General features: G+C 67.9%; 17 protein-coding genes. 14 read left to right on the top strand and 3 right to left on the bottom strand.

Translation table 11 applies throughout. The features are described 5' to 3' along the window. Positions 1 to 9: 9 nt before the first annotated feature. From G6N35_RS04800 to aroQ, 5 genes are read left to right on the top strand one after another with little or no spacing between them, the layout of a single operon-like run. Positions 10 to 426 carry a prepilin peptidase gene (locus tag G6N35_RS04800; RefSeq protein ID WP_163803217.1) on the top strand — a complete coding sequence of 139 codons (417 nt, stop codon included), beginning with the start codon at positions 10 to 12 and terminating at the stop codon, positions 424 to 426. 50 nt (positions 427 to 476) lie between these two features. Further along, a complete protein-coding gene (aroC, locus tag G6N35_RS04805) occupies positions 477 to 1,685 on the top strand; it encodes a chorismate synthase (RefSeq protein ID WP_163803218.1) in 1,209 nt (402 codons plus the stop codon). 5 nt (positions 1,686 to 1,690) lie between these two features. Further along, positions 1,691 to 2,371, top strand: coding sequence for a shikimate kinase (locus tag G6N35_RS04810; RefSeq protein WP_163803219.1), 681 nt, complete (start codon positions 1,691 to 1,693; stop codon positions 2,369 to 2,371). Continuing rightward, positions 2,368 to 3,465 carry a 3-dehydroquinate synthase gene (gene aroB, locus G6N35_RS04815; protein WP_163803220.1) on the top strand — a complete coding sequence of 366 codons (1,098 nt, stop codon included), beginning with the start codon at positions 2,368 to 2,370 and terminating at the stop codon, positions 3,463 to 3,465. Before G6N35_RS04810 ends, aroB begins: the two co-directional genes overlap by 4 nt. Further along, positions 3,462 to 3,914: a type II 3-dehydroquinate dehydratase gene (gene aroQ, locus G6N35_RS04820; protein WP_163803221.1), complete on the top strand. Its 453-nt coding sequence runs from the start codon at positions 3,462 to 3,464 to the stop codon at positions 3,912 to 3,914. Before aroB ends, aroQ begins: the two co-directional genes overlap by 4 nt. A 4-nt stretch (positions 3,915 to 3,918) precedes the next feature. Here the strand turns inward: aroQ and G6N35_RS04825 are convergent, their stop codons facing one another. Next, positions 3,919 to 4,782, bottom strand: a complete 864-nt coding sequence (locus tag G6N35_RS04825; protein WP_163803222.1) for a hypothetical protein — start codon at positions 4,780 to 4,782, stop codon at positions 3,919 to 3,921. 32 nt (positions 4,783 to 4,814) lie between these two features. Beyond that, positions 4,815 to 5,381: a B-4DMT family transporter gene (locus G6N35_RS04830; protein WP_163803223.1), complete on the bottom strand. Its 567-nt coding sequence runs from the start codon at positions 5,379 to 5,381 to the stop codon at positions 4,815 to 4,817. A gap of 33 nt (positions 5,382 to 5,414) precedes the next feature. Here G6N35_RS04830 and G6N35_RS04835 point away from each other — a divergent pair, with 33 nt between their 5' ends. Genes G6N35_RS04835 through nusB form a run of 3 tightly spaced genes read left to right on the top strand, consistent with a single transcriptional unit; the run spans position 5,415 to position 7,604 of the window. Continuing rightward, on the top strand, positions 5,415 to 6,545 hold the full coding sequence (locus G6N35_RS04835; RefSeq protein WP_163803224.1) for a M24 family metallopeptidase: 1,131 nt from the start codon (positions 5,415 to 5,417) through the stop codon (positions 6,543 to 6,545). Positions 6,546 to 6,559: 14 nt separating this feature from the next. Next, entirely contained in the window at positions 6,560 to 7,123 is a 564-nt protein-coding gene (gene efp / locus G6N35_RS04840; RefSeq protein WP_163803225.1) for an elongation factor P, read from the top strand. Position 7,124: 1 nt separating this feature from the next. Then, on the top strand, positions 7,125 to 7,604 hold the full coding sequence (gene nusB, locus G6N35_RS04845) for a transcription antitermination factor NusB (RefSeq protein WP_163803226.1): 480 nt from the start codon (positions 7,125 to 7,127) through the stop codon (positions 7,602 to 7,604). Between the two features lie 15 nt (positions 7,605 to 7,619). On the opposite strand, the gene G6N35_RS04850 is transcribed toward nusB, so the two are convergent. Further along, a complete protein-coding gene (locus G6N35_RS04850) occupies positions 7,620 to 8,426 on the bottom strand; it encodes a BtpA/SgcQ family protein (RefSeq protein WP_163803227.1) in 807 nt (268 codons plus the stop codon). A gap of 165 nt (positions 8,427 to 8,591) precedes the next feature. Between G6N35_RS04850 and G6N35_RS04855 the strand changes: the two genes are divergently transcribed. From G6N35_RS04855 to G6N35_RS04880, 6 genes are all read left to right on the top strand, one after another. Next, entirely contained in the window at positions 8,592 to 9,401 is an 810-nt protein-coding gene (locus tag G6N35_RS04855) for a DeoR/GlpR family DNA-binding transcription regulator (RefSeq protein ID WP_246224210.1), read from the top strand. Beyond that, positions 9,398 to 10,882, top strand: coding sequence for an FGGY-family carbohydrate kinase (locus tag G6N35_RS04860; RefSeq protein ID WP_163803228.1), 1,485 nt, complete (start codon positions 9,398 to 9,400; stop codon positions 10,880 to 10,882). The genes G6N35_RS04855 and G6N35_RS04860 overlap by 4 nt, the downstream gene beginning before the upstream one ends. Beyond that, entirely contained in the window at positions 10,879 to 11,652 is a 774-nt protein-coding gene (locus tag G6N35_RS04865) for an SDR family NAD(P)-dependent oxidoreductase (protein WP_163803229.1), read from the top strand. The genes G6N35_RS04860 and G6N35_RS04865 overlap by 4 nt, the downstream gene beginning before the upstream one ends. Before the next feature lie 52 nt (positions 11,653 to 11,704). Beyond that, positions 11,705 to 13,021: an ABC transporter substrate-binding protein gene (locus tag G6N35_RS04870; RefSeq protein WP_163803230.1), complete on the top strand. Its 1,317-nt coding sequence runs from the start codon at positions 11,705 to 11,707 to the stop codon at positions 13,019 to 13,021. A 54-nt stretch (positions 13,022 to 13,075) separates the two neighbouring features. Continuing rightward, a complete protein-coding gene (locus G6N35_RS04875) occupies positions 13,076 to 13,930 on the top strand; it encodes a carbohydrate ABC transporter permease (RefSeq protein ID WP_246224211.1) in 855 nt (284 codons plus the stop codon). 65 nt (positions 13,931 to 13,995) lie between these two features. Beyond that, positions 13,996 to 14,742 (top strand): carbohydrate ABC transporter permease, encoded by a 747-nt coding sequence (locus tag G6N35_RS04880; RefSeq protein ID WP_407664602.1) that lies wholly within the window; start codon positions 13,996 to 13,998, stop codon positions 14,740 to 14,742. Positions 14,743 to 14,758 lie beyond the last annotated feature (16 nt).

Genomic DNA, 14,758 nt, shown 5'->3' on the forward strand with positions numbered 1-14,758 from the left:
CTGCCGCCCATGCGGTGGGTCGGCTGTGCAGTCATCCTGGGGTGGGCCATCGCGCTCAGCGGCTACGACATCCGGCAGCGGCGGCTACCCAATGTGCTGACACTGCCTGGTGCCGCGGTGGTGCTGATCGGCGCGACGGCAGCCGGTCGCGGCCTGCCGGCCGCCTACGGCGCGGTCGGGCTGGCGCTGCTGTACCTGATCGTGCACCTGGTCAGTCCGGGTGGCATGGGTGCCGGTGACGTCAAGCTGGCGCTCGGTCTGGGGGCGCTCACCGGGGCGTTCGGACCGGCGGTCTGGTTGCTCGCCGCCGTGGCGGCACCCCTGCTCACGGCGCTGTGCGGCATCGCAGGCCGGATCCGCACCGTGCCGCACGGCCCGTCGATGTGCATCGCCAGCCTGACCGCGGTGGCGCTGGTGGTCTTCTAACGTGCCGAGCAGATTGGGTCCCGCGTGGCCGACGTGGGAAGATGGGACGCGTGTTGCGATGGACGACTGCTGGTGAATCCCACGGCCGCGCGCTGGTAGCGATGGTCGAAGGCATGGTTGCCGGTGTCCGGGTCACCTCCGAGGACATCGCCGGACAGCTGGCGCGCCGCCGCCTGGGCTACGGCCGCGGCGCGCGGATGAAATTCGAACAGGACCAGGTCACGATCCTGGGCGGGGTCCGGCACGGCATCACCCTCGGCGGTCCGATCGCCGTCGAGATCGGCAACACCGAGTGGCCCAAGTGGGAGACCGTGATGGCCTCCGACCCGGTGGACGAGAGCGAACTCGACGTCGCCCGCAACGCGCCACTGACCCGGCCGCGGCCGGGCCATGCCGACTTCGCCGGCATGCTCAAGTACGGCTTCGACGACGCCCGCCCGGTCCTGGAGCGGGCCAGTGCCCGCGAGACGGCGGCCCGGGTGGCGGCCGGCACGGTGGCCCGCGAATTCCTTCGCCAGGTCGCCGGCGTCGAGGTGGTCTCCCACGTCATCTCCATCGGTGCCTCGCAGCCCTATGACGGCCCGCCGCCGGACGCCGCCGACCTGGCCGCTGTCGACGAAAGCCCGGTGCGGGCCTTCGACAAGGCCGCCGAAGCGGCCATGATCGCCGAGATCGAAGGCGCCAAGAAGGACGGCGACACCCTGGGTGGCGTGGTCGAGGTGGTGGCCCACGGTCTTCCGGTCGGCCTCGGGTCCTTCACCAGCGGAGACAACCGGCTCGACAGCCAGCTCGCCGCGGCGGTGATGGGAATCCAGGCCATCAAGGGCGTCGAGATCGGCGACGGCTTCCAGACCGCCCGCCGCCGTGGCAGCCAGGCCCATGACGAGATGTATCCCGGCCCGGACGGCGTGGTGCGTTCCACCAACCGGGCCGGCGGACTGGAAGGCGGGATGACCAACGGCCTGCCGGTGCGGGTGCGGGCGGCGATGAAGCCGATCTCCACCGTCCCGCGGGCACTGGCCACCGTCGACATGGCCACCGGTGAGGAAGCCGTCGCCATCCACCAGCGTTCCGATGTCTGCGCGGTGCCCGCTGCGGCGGTCGTCGTCGAGACCATGGTGGCGCTGGTGCTGGCACGCGCGGTGCTGGAGAAGTTCGGCGGCGACTCCGTAGCGGAGACCCGCCGCAACATCGACAGCTATCTGGCCACGGTGGCCGAGCGCACGCCGTCCGGAACTGCCGTCCGGGCCTCGGGGTAGTCGACGTGGCGCCCAAGGCCGTGCTGATCGGTTTGCCCGGCTCGGGGAAATCGACCATCGGACGCCGCCTGGCCAAGGCGATGGGCCTGAGCCTGCTCGACACCGACGCCGCCATCGAGGAGAAGACCGGCCGCACCATTGCCGACATCTTCGCCAACGATGGCGAGCCGGAGTTCCGCCGGATCGAGGAGGAGGTCATCCGGGACGCGCTGGCCAACCATGACGGCATCCTGTCGCTGGGCGGTGGCGCGGTGACCACTGCCGGTGTGCGCGAGGCGCTGGCCGGCCACACTGTGGTGTTCCTGGAAATCAGTGCGGCCGAAGGTGTTCGGCGGACCAGCGGGAGTACGGTGCGGCCGCTGCTGGCCGGCCCCGACCACGCCGAGAAGTACCGCAAGCTGATGAACGACCGGGTCCCGCTGTACCGGCGGGTCGCCACGATCCGGATCAACACCAACCGGCGCAATCCCGGTGCCGTCGTGCGCCACATCGTCGCGCGCCTGGAGAACCCGCATCCGCCGCGCCGGCGGCGCCCGCCGTGGCGCCGGTCGTCCTCCGGGGCGCGACCCGAAAAGCGTTCCGGTTCAACACCGTCCACACCCATCACCACCCCGACCGAATCCACTCCGGTCACGCCCGCCACTCCGGCGGCGATGGCCGCTCGCCGCGCTGGAGTCCGCAAATGACCAAGACCACCCCGGCCGCCCCGGTGACCATCGAGGTGGCCGTCGACCCGCCCTACCCGGTGATCGTGGGCACCGGACTGCTCGGCGAGGTGGGTGAACTGCTCGGCACCCGGCACAAGGTGGCCATCCTGCACCAGCCGGTGCTCACGCAGACCGCCGAAGCCGTGCGTGCCCACCTGGCCGACCTGGGTGTGGATGCGCACCGGATCGAGATCCCCGATGCCGAGGCGGGCAAGGACCTTCCGGTTGTCGGCTTCATCTGGGAAGTTTTGGGCCGCATCGGAATCGGGCGAAAGGATGCCATCGTCAGCCTTGGCGGCGGTGCTGCCACCGACGTCGCCGGATTCGCTGCCGCGACCTGGCTGCGTGGCGTCGACGTCGTGCACATCCCGACCACACTGCTGGCCATGGTCGATGCCGCCGTCGGCGGAAAGACCGGGATCAACACCGATGCGGGCAAGAACCTGGTGGGCGCCTTCCACCAGCCGGCCGCTGTCCTGGTCGACCTGGCCATGCTCGAAACGCTGCCGCGCAACGAACTCGTGGCCGGTATGGCCGAGATCGTCAAGGCCGGTTTCATCGCCGACCCGGTGATCCTCGATCTCATCGAAGCCGATCCGGCCGCCGCGGTGGATCCCGCCGGAACCGTTCTGCCCGAACTGATCCGGCGCGCGATCGCGGTGAAGGCCGAAGTGGTCGCGGCCGACGAGAAGGAGTCGGCACTGCGGGAGATCCTCAATTACGGACACACCCTGGCTCACGCCATCGAGCGCCGCGAGCAGTACCGGTGGCGCCACGGTGCCGCAGTGTCGGTGGGGCTGGTGTTCGCCGCCGAACTCGGCAGGCTGGCCGGGCGGCTCGACGACGCGACCGCCGACCGCCACCGGACGGTACTGACCGCCCTGGGGCTGCCAGTTAGCTACGACGCCGACGCCCTGCCACAGCTCATCGAAACGATGGCGGGGGACAAGAAGACCCGCTCTGGTGTGCTGCGCTTCGTCGTCCTCGACGGGTTGGCCAAACCCGGCCGCCTGGAAGGTCCGGACCCGTCGCTGCTGGCGGCGGCCTACGCGGAGGTAGCGCAGAGCGCATGACCACGGTTCTCGTTCTCAACGGTCCCAATCTGGACCGCCTCGGCCGCCGCGAGCCCGAGGTCTACGGCAGCACCACCTATGCCGAACTGGTTGCTGCGATCGAGGCGCAGGCCGCCGATCTGGGTCTGGAAGCCGTTGTGCGGCAGAGTAATAGCGAAGGGCAGCTGATCGACTGGCTGCATGCGGCAGCCGATGCGGGTGACCCGGTCATCTTCAACGCCGGCGCGTTCACCCACACCTCGATCGCCCTGCGAGACGCCTGCGCCGAGCTCACGGGGCCGCTGATCGAGGTGCACATCTCCAATGTGCATGCCCGCGAGGAGTTCCGGCACCACTCGTATCTCAGCCCGGTGGCGACCGGCGTGATCGTCGGCCTGGGGGTACAGGGCTACCTGCTGGCCCTGCGTTACGTGGCCGAGTCGCTCCCGTCGCCGGAACCGACGGACTGAGGCGTCACTGGTCGGTACTGGCCACCGAGTTGCAGATCGCCGTCGACACCAGCGACGGCACGACGTAGGTCAGCACCAGCACGAACACCACCACGGCCACGTTCGGCGTGGTGAGCCAGTCCTTGGGGAGCCGGTTGATACTCATCGTCAGCCACGCCCCGATGATCGCCAGCAGGGTCATGCTGACGGTGGCAAACCTGATGGAGCGCAACGTCAATCGCGTCGGTGACGCCACATCCACCATGGAGCGGCGCAGTGCCCGGGTCCGGACGTAGACCAGCCCGAAGTTCAGGACGATGATGGCGGCGGCCGAGACGGTGATGATCCCGACCACCCAGATCGGCGGTCGCTCGCCGTACATGAAGTGCAGGTAGTCGATGGAGGTTTCGCTCAATACGAGCGTCATCGCCATCGCCGAGGCGAAGGTCAGCCAACCACCGAGATCGGCCAGAAAGCAGTAATCGCCGATGTCCTGGCCGTCCTCGTCCGGCTGATTCGCCGAGCGGCTCACCGCATGGCTGGCCAGCATCCAGCCCAGGCCGCCGAACAACGCCGTGGTACCAGCCGCGAGCATGCCGGTCGAGACCGCGCCCTGGGTCCAGACGATGGCGCAGATGCCGCGGCGGTCACCGTCGTCGGGCACCACCGAACCGGAGATGATGCTGAACAGGTAGCTGTCCGCCATGAGGGTCAGTACCGCGGCGGAGAACAGCGCGATGGTGTGCACCGATTCGCGATTGCTGCGGTCGAACAGCAGCGCGATCGCGGTGATGAGGAAACCGCCGAGCACCCCGGCCAACTGCGAGATGGAGCCCGCGGAGGTGAGCATGCTCCACTGATCGGAGCTGCACGACTGATCGGGGTTCACGACGCCCGCAGGGTGATCCGGTCAGGAAGGGGTCAGGCTTTGCCGTGATCCTCGGGGTAGTCGACCGAGTCGCCGGCAGGTGACCCGACCGCGACCGGGGCGGTGCGGTCGTCGTCGCGCACCGCGTCGAAGACGTCGGTGTCGGCGCCGTCGGTGACCCGCTTGCGGGTCTGGGGCGGCCGGGTGCGGTCGACCCGCCACCGGCCGATGGCGACCGCAGCGATCGCCGGGATGAACACCACGAGCGCGGTGAAGGCGGCGAAGGTGGTCACCTCACCGACCAGACCCTCGACGTAGATCGCCTTGTAGAACAGCGAGATGACCCAGGCGAGGAAGCCGCTGACCACTCCGGCGAACAAGCCGGCCAGCAGCCAGGTCATGGCCAGATCGCGGCGGCGGTCCGGATCGGGGTTGGCGTTCGCGTCGGCGCGGCCGTCGAGCAGGCCCCAGATCAACGCGGCGATGGCGAACAGCACGACGAGCACGATGCTGATCACTCCGGCCCTGGTGGGGAACTGGTTGATCAGCGTCCCCTGCACCAGGCGGAGCACCACCATCCCGGCGGCAAACACCAGTCCGCGCAACAACCAACTTCTCATGGGGCATCAGCGTAGCGAGTACCGTCGGCGACCGTGACACATTCCCAACGCCGAGAACGGTTGGCTGCCCGGCTGGCCGCCGATGGACTGGATGCGATGCTGGTCAGTGACCTGGTCAACGTCCGATATCTGTCGGGATTCACCGGGTCCAACGCGGCGTTGCTGGTGTTCTCCGGCGACACGCCGGCGGTGCTGGCCACCGACTCGCGCTACCGCACCCAGGCGGCCCGCCAGGCGCCGGATCTCGAGACCGCGATCGAGCGGGCCTGCGGACGGCATCTGCTCGGGCGTGCGGTGACCGACGGGGCCCGCCGGATCGGTTTCGAGAGCCACGTCGTGACCGTCGACGGATTCGACGTGCTGGCCGGCGAGCTCGGTGAACACTGCGCCGGCGCCGAACTGGTGCGCGCATCCGGCCGCGTCGAGGCACTGCGCGAGGTGAAGGACGCCGGTGAGCTCGCGCTGCTGCGGCTGGCCTGCGAGGCGGCCGACGCGGCGCTGGCCGACCTGGTGCAGCGCGGCGGACTGCGGCCCGGGCGCACCGAGAAGGAGGTGGGCCGCGAGCTGGAGGCGCTGATGCTCGAACACGGCGCCGACGGACCGTCCTTCGAGACCATCGTGGCCGCCGGGGCGAACTCGGCGATCCCGCACCACCGGCCCACCGACGCGGTGCTGGCGACCGGTGACTTCGTCAAGATCGACTTCGGTGCCCTGGTCGGCGGCTACCACTCCGACATGACCCGCACCTTCGTGCTCGGCACCATCGCCGACTGGCAGCGGGATATCTACGCACTGGTGTCCGATGCGCAGCGGGCCGGTCGGGAGGCCCTCGAGGTGGGGGCCACCCTGTCCGATGTGGACCGCGCGGCGCGCCAGATCATCGCCGCCGCCGGCTATGGCGAGCACTTCGGTCACGGGCTTGGGCACGGCGTCGGACTGCAGATCCACGAAGCGCCGGGAATCAACTCCGCGGCCGCCGGTACACTGCTTGCTGGCTCCGTGGTGACCGTGGAACCAGGCGTCTATCTGCCCGACCGTGGTGGTGTCCGCATCGAGGACACCCTGGTGGTCCTCGGGGACCGGGCACCGGAGCCGCTTGGGCGGCGAGCCGAGACGACCGAGCTGATCACCCGGTTCCCCAAGGAACTGACCGTCTTGACCTAGGAGAACGACCAACCGTGGCAACAACTGCCGACTTCAAGAACGGCCTCGTGCTGAACATCGAGGGCCAGCTGTGGCAGATCATCGAGTTCCAGCACGTCAAACCCGGCAAGGGCCCAGCCTTCGTGCGGACCAAGCTCAAGAACATCCTGTCCGGCAAGGTTGTCGACAAGACCTACAACGCCGGGGTCAAGGTGGAGACCGCGACGGTCGACCGCCGCGATGCCACCTACCTCTACCGCGATGGTGCCGACTTCGTCTTCATGGACTCCGAGGACTACGAGCAGCATCCGCTGCCGGAGGCGCTGGTGGGTCGTGCCGCGGGCTTCCTGCTCGAGGGGATGCCGGTGCAGATCGCCTTCAACGAGGGCGCCCCGCTGTACCTGGAGTTGCCGGTCACCGTCGAGCTCGTGGTCAGCCACACCGAGCCCGGCCTGCAGGGTGACCGGTCGAGCGCGGGCACCAAGCCCGCCACGCTGGAGACCGGCGCCGAGATTCAGGTCCCGCTGTTCATCAACACCGGCGACAAGCTCAAGGTCGACTCCCGCGACGGAAGCTATCTGGGCCGCGTGAACGCCTAGCATGGCGGACCGCAAGGCCGACAAGGGTCGGCACCAGGCGCGCAAGCGTGCCGTGGATCTGCTGTTCGAAGCCGAGGCGCGGGGACTGACCGCCGCCGAGGTGGCCGACGCGCGGATCGCGCTGGCCGAGTCGAATCCCGATGTGTCCGCGCTCAACCCCTACACGGTGACGGTCGCGCGCGGTGTCACCGAGCATGCCGAGCATGTCGATGAGCTGATCACCTCACACCTGCAGGGCTGGACGCTGGAGCGGCTTCCCGCCGTCGACCGCGCGATCCTGCGGGTGGCGGTGTGGGAGTTGCTGCACGCCGAGGATGTGCCCGAGCCGGTGGCCGTCGACGAGGCGGTCGAACTGGCCAAGGAGTTGTCCACCGACGACTCGCCGGGCTTCGTCAACGGCGTGCTGGGCCAGGTGATGCTGGTGACCCCGCAGATCCGGGCGGCCGCCGCGGCCCTCCGGGGCAGCGCCCCGGAGGCCTAGCCGCCCGGCCGGTCGTCAGCGGGCGGCTTTGGCGTTGGCCATCAATTCCTCGACCCGCTCGCGGCGGGCGCGGTTTTCGAAGATGCCGTCTTCCTTGAAGTACGTGCCGACGATCGCGCCGTCGGCCAGCGCGAGCTGATCGGCGACGTTCTCGGCCCGGACGCCGGTGTTGACGAACACCGGCACCGATCCGGCCGAGCGCTTGACGATGGCGAGCGCCTCCAGATCCGTCGGTGCGCCCGCGGTGAGCCCGGAGACGCAGATGGCGTCCGGCAGCGTGGCGAAAACCGTTGTGCGGGTTATTGATTCCAGATCGCGGTGGGCGAGGTAGGTAGCCGACTCGGGCACGATGTTGAAGAACAGCCGGACCCCTGCGCCGCCGACCCGCGCACGGTGCCGGGCGACCTCGCCGACGTTGGTGTCCCACAACCCGAAATCGCTGGCGTAGACGCCGGTGAAGATCTCCCGGACGTACTGCGCGCCGGTGGCGACGGCGAGGTCGATCGAGGCGCGGCCGTCCCACAGGACGTTGACGCCGTAGGGGATGGAGATGTCGCCGAGCAGTTCGCCAATGATGCGGGCCATCGTGATCGCGGTGATGGGTTCGGTCTTGGTCAGGTAGGGCAGGCTGAACTCGTTGGAGATCATGATGCCGTCGACGCCGCCCTGCTGGAGTGCGTCGAGTTCCTCCTTGGCCCGGTCGACCACCGCGCTGATGCCGGCCCGGGTGTCGTAACCGGGGTCGCCGGGCAACGCGGACAGGTGAAGCATCGCGATGACGGGCTTCTTCACCGAGAAGACCTCGTGCACCCAATCAGCCATCTGACTCCCTTTCGTTCGGTGTGTCTGTTTCTAACGCACAGCACCGGCATCTGCAAGAAATTAACAATTTCTGGGGAATCATGCCCGGGCTGTTGCGGACGAACCGTGAAGACCTTACATTGAGGCTCACAAATCGTGAATCAGTCACAAAGGAGCGGCGAACTGGTGTCAGCGAAGACGCGGCGTGCGCAGATCGAGCAGCGTGTTCTCGACGAGGGGGAGATCGAGTACGCGGCACTGGCGCAGGAGTACGGCGTCTCCGAGATGACCATCCGCCGCGACGTCGACGCGTTGGAGGCCTCCGGTCTGGTCCGGCGCGTCACCGGCGGTGCGATCGCGGCCTACCGCAAGGCCGAAGAGCCGTCCTTCGAAAGCCGCGCAATGCGATCGGCCACCGAGAAGATGCACATCGCCCAGGCGGCAGTCGATCTTCTCGAGCCCGGCGAGACCGTCATCCTGGACAGCGGAAGCACCGTGCTGGCCGTGGCGCGGGCCATCCGCGGGCGCGGGCTGGGTCTGACCATCGTCACCCCGAGCCTGCTGGCTGCGATCGAACTCGCCGATGAGCCCGACACCACGGTCATCGTGACCGGAGGCAACCTGCGCCCCGGCGAACTCAGCCTGATCGGCTTCGAGACCGAGTCCGTCTATCAGATCTACAACTGCGACACCTACATCATGGGCATCGCGGGCGTGGATCCGGTCCGCGGTCTGACCGACTATCACCGCGTCGAGGGCAGCGCCAAGCGCGCGGCAGCGGCCGCCGCCGACCGCATCATCGTGGTCGCCGACGAGTCCAAACTGGGCCGGGTGCAGTTGCTGACCGTGGCACCCCTGAGCGCGGCCGGCCATATCGTCACCGACAGCCCCCCCGACCATCCGACCCTGACTGCGGCCCGCGGTCTCGGTGTGGATGTGATCTGCGTTGACCGCAGCGAGTCGGGTGCCACTGCCGAGGCGGGCGAATCACGATGAGCGACTTCGCTATCGGCATCGACATCGGCACCACGGGTACCAAGACGGTGTTGTTCGACGCCGACCGTGGCATCGTCGCGCAGACCAGCCGCCCCGCAACGTTGTTCAGCGACCGTCCCGGTTGGGCCGAAGCCGACCCGGCGCAGTGGGTGGACAACGTCGTCGGCTCGATCGCCGAAGTCATTGGCGACGCCGCAATCGCGCCCAGCGCCGTCAAGGCTGTCGCCACCACGGGCATGGTGCCCGCGGTCATCCCGGTCGACGCGCAGGGCCGGCCGCTGCGCAGGGCGATCCTGCAGAACGACGCCCGGGCCACCGCTGAGATCGCGGAACTGTCCGCCGCCCTGGCTGACACCGATCTGGTGGCGCTGACCGGCGCGGCGCTCACCCAGCAGTCGGTGGCGCCCACCGCCTTGTGGTTACGTCGCAATGAGCCGGAGATCTTTTCCCGCACAGCCTATTTGCTCGGCTCCTACGACCTGGTGCTGACCGCCCTCGGCGCCGCGCCGCACGTCGAGAAGAACTGGGCGCTGGAGTCCGGACTCTTCCGTATCGCCGGTGACCCGCTTGATGCCGTGCTGGACGCGGCGAGCCTGGATTCGGCGATGCTCGCCCCGGTGCTGAGCCCGGGACAGGTGGCGGGCCACCTGAGTGCCGAGATGGCGGAACGGACCGGACTGCCGCTGGCCACACCACTGGTCGTCGGCGGTGCCGACCATGTGCTGTCGGCCTTTGCCGCCGGTGTCGACGAACACGGCGACTGGTTGGTGAAGCTCGGCGGGGCCGGTGACATCCTGGTGGCCAGCGACGACCCGATCGTCGACCAGCGGCTCTACCTGGACGCCCACCCGGTGCCGGGGCGCTGGCTTCCCAACGGCTGCATGGCAACCAGCGGCAGCCTGATCCGCTGGTTCCAGAGCCTCGTCGGTGGTGAGGACCTGATCCGTCTGGACACCGAAGCGCAGCAGCGGCGACCGGCCGAACTGCTCTGCCTGCCCTACTTCCTCGGTGAGAAGAGCCCGTTGCACGATCCTGATCTGCGTGGCGTCTATGCGGGCCTGCATCTGGGCACCACCCGCGCCGACATGTACCGCGCCACTCTCGAGGCGATCGCCTTCGGATTCCGCCATCACGTCGAGGTGTTCGGCGAGTTGGGTATCGAGCTGCGTCGCGCGTCGATCACCAACGGGGGCAGCAAGTCCACGCTGTGGAAGCAGATTCACGCCGAGGTGCTCGGTGCGCCGATGTACCCGGTGATCGATCATCCCGGCGCTTCCCTGGGGGCGGCGCTGATCGCCGCGGTCGGGGTGGGGGCGCTGGCCGGCTGGGATCAGTGCCGGCAGTTCATTCGCCTCGGGGAGCCGGTGCTGCCCGACCCGGTCAACGTCGTGACCTACGACGCGGCCTACCAGGAGTGGCGCAGCCTGGGCCGCGCCACCACCGACATCTCCCACACGCTAGCCGAAAGGACTCGTCAATGAGCAAGACCGTGGTCGTCACCGGAGCCGGATCCGGCATCGGCAAGGCGATCGCTACCGTTGCGGCCCAACGGGGTTGGCGCGTCATCGTCACCGATATCGACGTCGATGCCGCTGCTGCCGTTGCCGCTGCGCTGGAGGATCCCGCCGGGCTGGGGCACGAGTCGACCCGGTTGGATGTGACCGACGCCGACCAGGTCGCCACGGTCGCCGACGACATCGCCGACCGGTTGGGGCTCGATGCCTGGATGAGCAACGCCGGCATCTCGTTCATGGTGCCGTTCCTCGACGTGTCACTGGAGAACTATCAGCTGACGTTGGACATCAACCTCAAGGGCGTCTTCATCTGCGGCCAGGCGGCAGCACGGGCGATGGTCCGGACGGGGCGCCGCGGCACCATCGTCAACACCGCGTCGATGGCCGGAAAGCAGGGCCGGGTGCCGTACCTGAGCGACTATGTCGCGTCGAAATTCGGGGTCGTCGGCCTGACCCAGGCCATGGCCTACGAGCTCGCCGACCACGGCATCACGGTGAACTGCGTGTGCCCCGGATTCGTCGAGACCCCCATGCAATCGCGTGAACTGCAGTGGGAGGCCTCCCTTCGCGGGACCACCCCGGAGAAGGTCCGGCAGATGTGGATCGATGACACCCCGCTGGGCCGCCTGCAGCGGCCCGAGGACGTCGCCTATGCCGTCGCCTTCCTACTGTCCGAGGACGCCCGGTTCATCACCGGCGAAGCGCTGGCCGTCAACGGCGGCGCCTACATGGATTAGCCCCACCCACCTCTCATCCAACCCACGAGCAACCCACGAGAAAGAGGAAGCCATGAAGTTCACAACACCAGGATTGCGGCGTGCCGCATCCTGTCTGGGCGCCATCGGCGCGTCGGTGCTCCTCCTGTCGGGGTGCGCAGGCAGCGGCGGGCCGCAGACCCCGACGGCGACCGGTACCGGACAGGTGGCCGCCGACACCTCGGGAACCGTCAACATCCTGATGGAGAACGTTCCCGACACCGACATCGTGAAATCGTTGATCCCCGAGTTCAACAAGAAGTACCCGAACATCAAGGTCACCATCGAACCGCAGACCTATGACCAGATCCGCGACAAGCTGGTCGCCTCATTCCAGGCGCCCAAGGCCACCTACGACCTCGTGGTCGTCGACAACGTGTGGATGAAGGACTTCGTCGCTGCGAACTGGTTGCAGCCGTTGGACTCCCGCATCGATTCGACCCCGGACTACGACTATGCCGACTTCTTCAAGCCGCTGACCGACATCGACACCGTCGACGGCAAGCGGTACGCGGTGCCGTTCTACAACTACGCGCTCGGCTACATCTACAACGTGCCGGACTACCAGAAGGCGGGCCTGACCGAGCCGAAGACGCTCGATGACCTGGTGGCCAACTCCAAGAAGCTGGTCTCCGGCGAGCGCGCCGGTATCGCCATGCAACCGCAGCGGGGCTACAAGGTGTTCGAGGAATGGGCGAACTTCCTGTTCGCCGCTGGTGGTTCGATCTACGACGACTCGGGCAAGTACACCCTGGACACCCCCGAGGCGAAGAAGGCGCTGTCGGCCTACGTCGACCTGTACAACACCGCCGCCCCGAAGAACAGCCTGAACTGGGGCTTCGACGAGGCCGGCCGATCGGTGTCCAGTGGACAGTCGGCGTCGCTGGTGAGCTACAACTGGAACCTGCCGTCGCTGAACGCACCTGACGGGACGGCCGCCAAGTCCGGCGTCGGGCCGTTCAAGCTCACCGCGATGCCCGGCGGCGTCGACGTCCTGGGCTCGTGGAGCTGGGCGGTCCCGCAGAACTCCGGGAACGCCGACGCCGCATGGGCATTCGCGTCCTGGCTGACCTCCAAGCCGATTGACCTCGAGCGGGTCATCAAGGGCGGTGCGGTCATTCGCGACAGCAGCACCCAGGATCCCAAGGTGCTCGCCGACGGGTTCGGTGCCGACTACTACGCCGTGGTCAAAGACATCCTGTCCAAGGCCAAGCCGCTCAGTAACCAGACCAACGCCGAGGAGATGATCCAGGCGGTGGGAACCGAGCTCAACGAGGCCGTCGCCGGCACCAAGAGCGTCGACGACGCACTGCGCGACGCGCAGGCCGCCGCGGAGAAGACCCGGGGCTGACCGAGGAGTGAATCCGGCGACCGCGACGACGACCACGACGAGAGGGGACACGACATGACCAGGTTCAAGTACGGGATGTTGAGTCCACTGTTGGCGCTTTTCGTCGCGGTCGTCGGATTTCCCCTCATCTATGCGCTCTACCTCAGCGCCACCGACTACAAGCTCACCGACCGGCGGGCGCCCCGATTCGTCGGTGTCACGAACTACGTCAACACCCTGACCAACGCCGACTTCTGGCGGGCCTTCGGCACCACCGCGACCTACGTGCTGGTGGCGGTGTCGCTGGAGCTGGTGATCGGCCTGGTGCTCGCGATGGCCCTGCAACGCCAAAAGTGGGCCCGCGACGTCACCCGCGCCATGTTGCTGGCCCCCATGTTCATCACCCCGGTCGCCGTCGGTCTGACGTTCCGCTTCCTGCTCAACGACCAGCTCGGTGCAATCCCGTTCCTGCTCAAGAAGTTCGGCATCGATATCGACTTCCTGGGCTCCGGTCACGCCCTCTACACCCTGGCCCTCATCGACGTGTGGCAGTGGACACCGTTCATGGTGTTGCTGCTGCTGGCCGGTCTGGAGTCCATCCCCAAGCAGCCGCTGGAGGCGGCCCGGGTGGACGGCGCGCCACCGTGGTACGTCTTCCGGCGGGTCATCCTGCCACTGCTGCGGCCGGTGCTCGCGGTGGCCGTGCTGTTGCGGGCGCTGGACGCCATGAAGGTGTTCGAGTACGTCTACGCGACGACCAAGGGCGGTCCCGGCACCGAAACCCAGACCCTGCAGTACTACACGTATCAGACCGGCGTCCAGTTCTTCCGGCTCGGCAGCGCAGCCTCGATGGCGTTCGTGGTGCTGGCCGTGGTCCTGACCGCCGTGGTGATCACCTTCCGGATGCTGGAGAGGAACCGCGAGGCATGAGCGGCGTGAAGGGGTACACCCTGGCCCGGATCGTCGTGCTGTGGGTCGGTGTCGTGGTGGTCGTGATGCCGATCGCCTGGATCATCCTGGCCAGCTTCAAAACCCCTGTGCAGCTGAATGATCCAGGACTGCTGTTCTTCACCCCGAACCTGGACAGCTGGCGGTCGGTGTTGTCGTCGGGCATCCTCGACGCGGCGGCACGCAGCTTCGTGGTCGCCTTCATCAGCGTGGCGATCAGCCTGGTGGTGGGCTGCATGGGTGCCTACGCGATCACCCGGTACCGCGCCGGCGGGACCGCCACCCGGTTCGGACTGCTTGCCGCACAGATGATCCCGCCTGCGGTGCTGGTGTTCCCGTTCCTGACCATGGCGTATGCGCTACGCCTGCAGGACAGCCTGGTGCCGGTGGTGTTCGCGCATCTGAGCTTTGTCGCCCCCGTGGTCACCTGGTTCCTGATCGGCTTCTTCGAAGCGGTGCCCAAGTCCATCGAGGAGCAGGCCCGGGTCGATGGGTTGGGCCGGTTCGGCGCCTTCCTGTTGGTGGTGTTGCCACAGGTGCTGCCCGGTATCGGGGCTTCGGCGATCTTCGGGTTCACGCTGTCCTGGAACGACATGTTCTACGGGCTGATCCTGGCACCGGGCAACGCGAAGATCCTGCCGGTGGCCATCGCGGGGTTCAACACGTTCCGCGGTGTACAGATCGGCTCGATGTGCGCCGCCATCCTCATCGCGGTGGTCCCCGTCGTCATCGCCAGTTTCTTCGTTCAGCGCCGCCTGGTCCAGGGCATCAGCGGCGGCGCGGTCAAGTCCTAGAGCACGTCAGGAGCAC

Origin of the sequence: Mycolicibacterium anyangense (genome assembly GCF_010731855.1) — a bacterium.
GTDB lineage: Bacteria > Actinomycetota > Actinomycetes > Mycobacteriales > Mycobacteriaceae > Mycobacterium > Mycobacterium anyangense.

Coding starts and splice junctions, on each gene's coding strand:
- G6N35_RS04800 (WP_163803217.1), top strand. CDS start 10: ATGCGGTGGGTCGGCTGTGCAGTCATCCTGGGGTGGGCCATCGCGCTC.
- aroB (WP_163803220.1), top strand. CDS start 2,368: ATGACCAAGACCACCCCGGCCGCCCCGGTGACCATCGAGGTGGCCGTC.
- aroQ (WP_163803221.1), top strand. CDS start 3,462: ATGACCACGGTTCTCGTTCTCAACGGTCCCAATCTGGACCGCCTCGGC.
- G6N35_RS04830 (WP_163803223.1), bottom strand. CDS start 5,381: ATGAGAAGTTGGTTGTTGCGCGGACTGGTGTTTGCCGCCGGGATGGTG.
- nusB (WP_163803226.1), top strand. CDS start 7,125: ATGGCGGACCGCAAGGCCGACAAGGGTCGGCACCAGGCGCGCAAGCGT.
- G6N35_RS04850 (WP_163803227.1), bottom strand. CDS start 8,426: ATGGCTGATTGGGTGCACGAGGTCTTCTCGGTGAAGAAGCCCGTCATC.
- G6N35_RS04860 (WP_163803228.1), top strand. CDS start 9,398: ATGAGCGACTTCGCTATCGGCATCGACATCGGCACCACGGGTACCAAG.
- G6N35_RS04865 (WP_163803229.1), top strand. CDS start 10,879: ATGAGCAAGACCGTGGTCGTCACCGGAGCCGGATCCGGCATCGGCAAG.
- G6N35_RS04870 (WP_163803230.1), top strand. CDS start 11,705: ATGAAGTTCACAACACCAGGATTGCGGCGTGCCGCATCCTGTCTGGGC.
- G6N35_RS04875 (WP_246224211.1), top strand. CDS start 13,076: ATGACCAGGTTCAAGTACGGGATGTTGAGTCCACTGTTGGCGCTTTTC.
- G6N35_RS04880 (WP_407664602.1), top strand. CDS start 13,996: ATGCCGATCGCCTGGATCATCCTGGCCAGCTTCAAAACCCCTGTGCAG.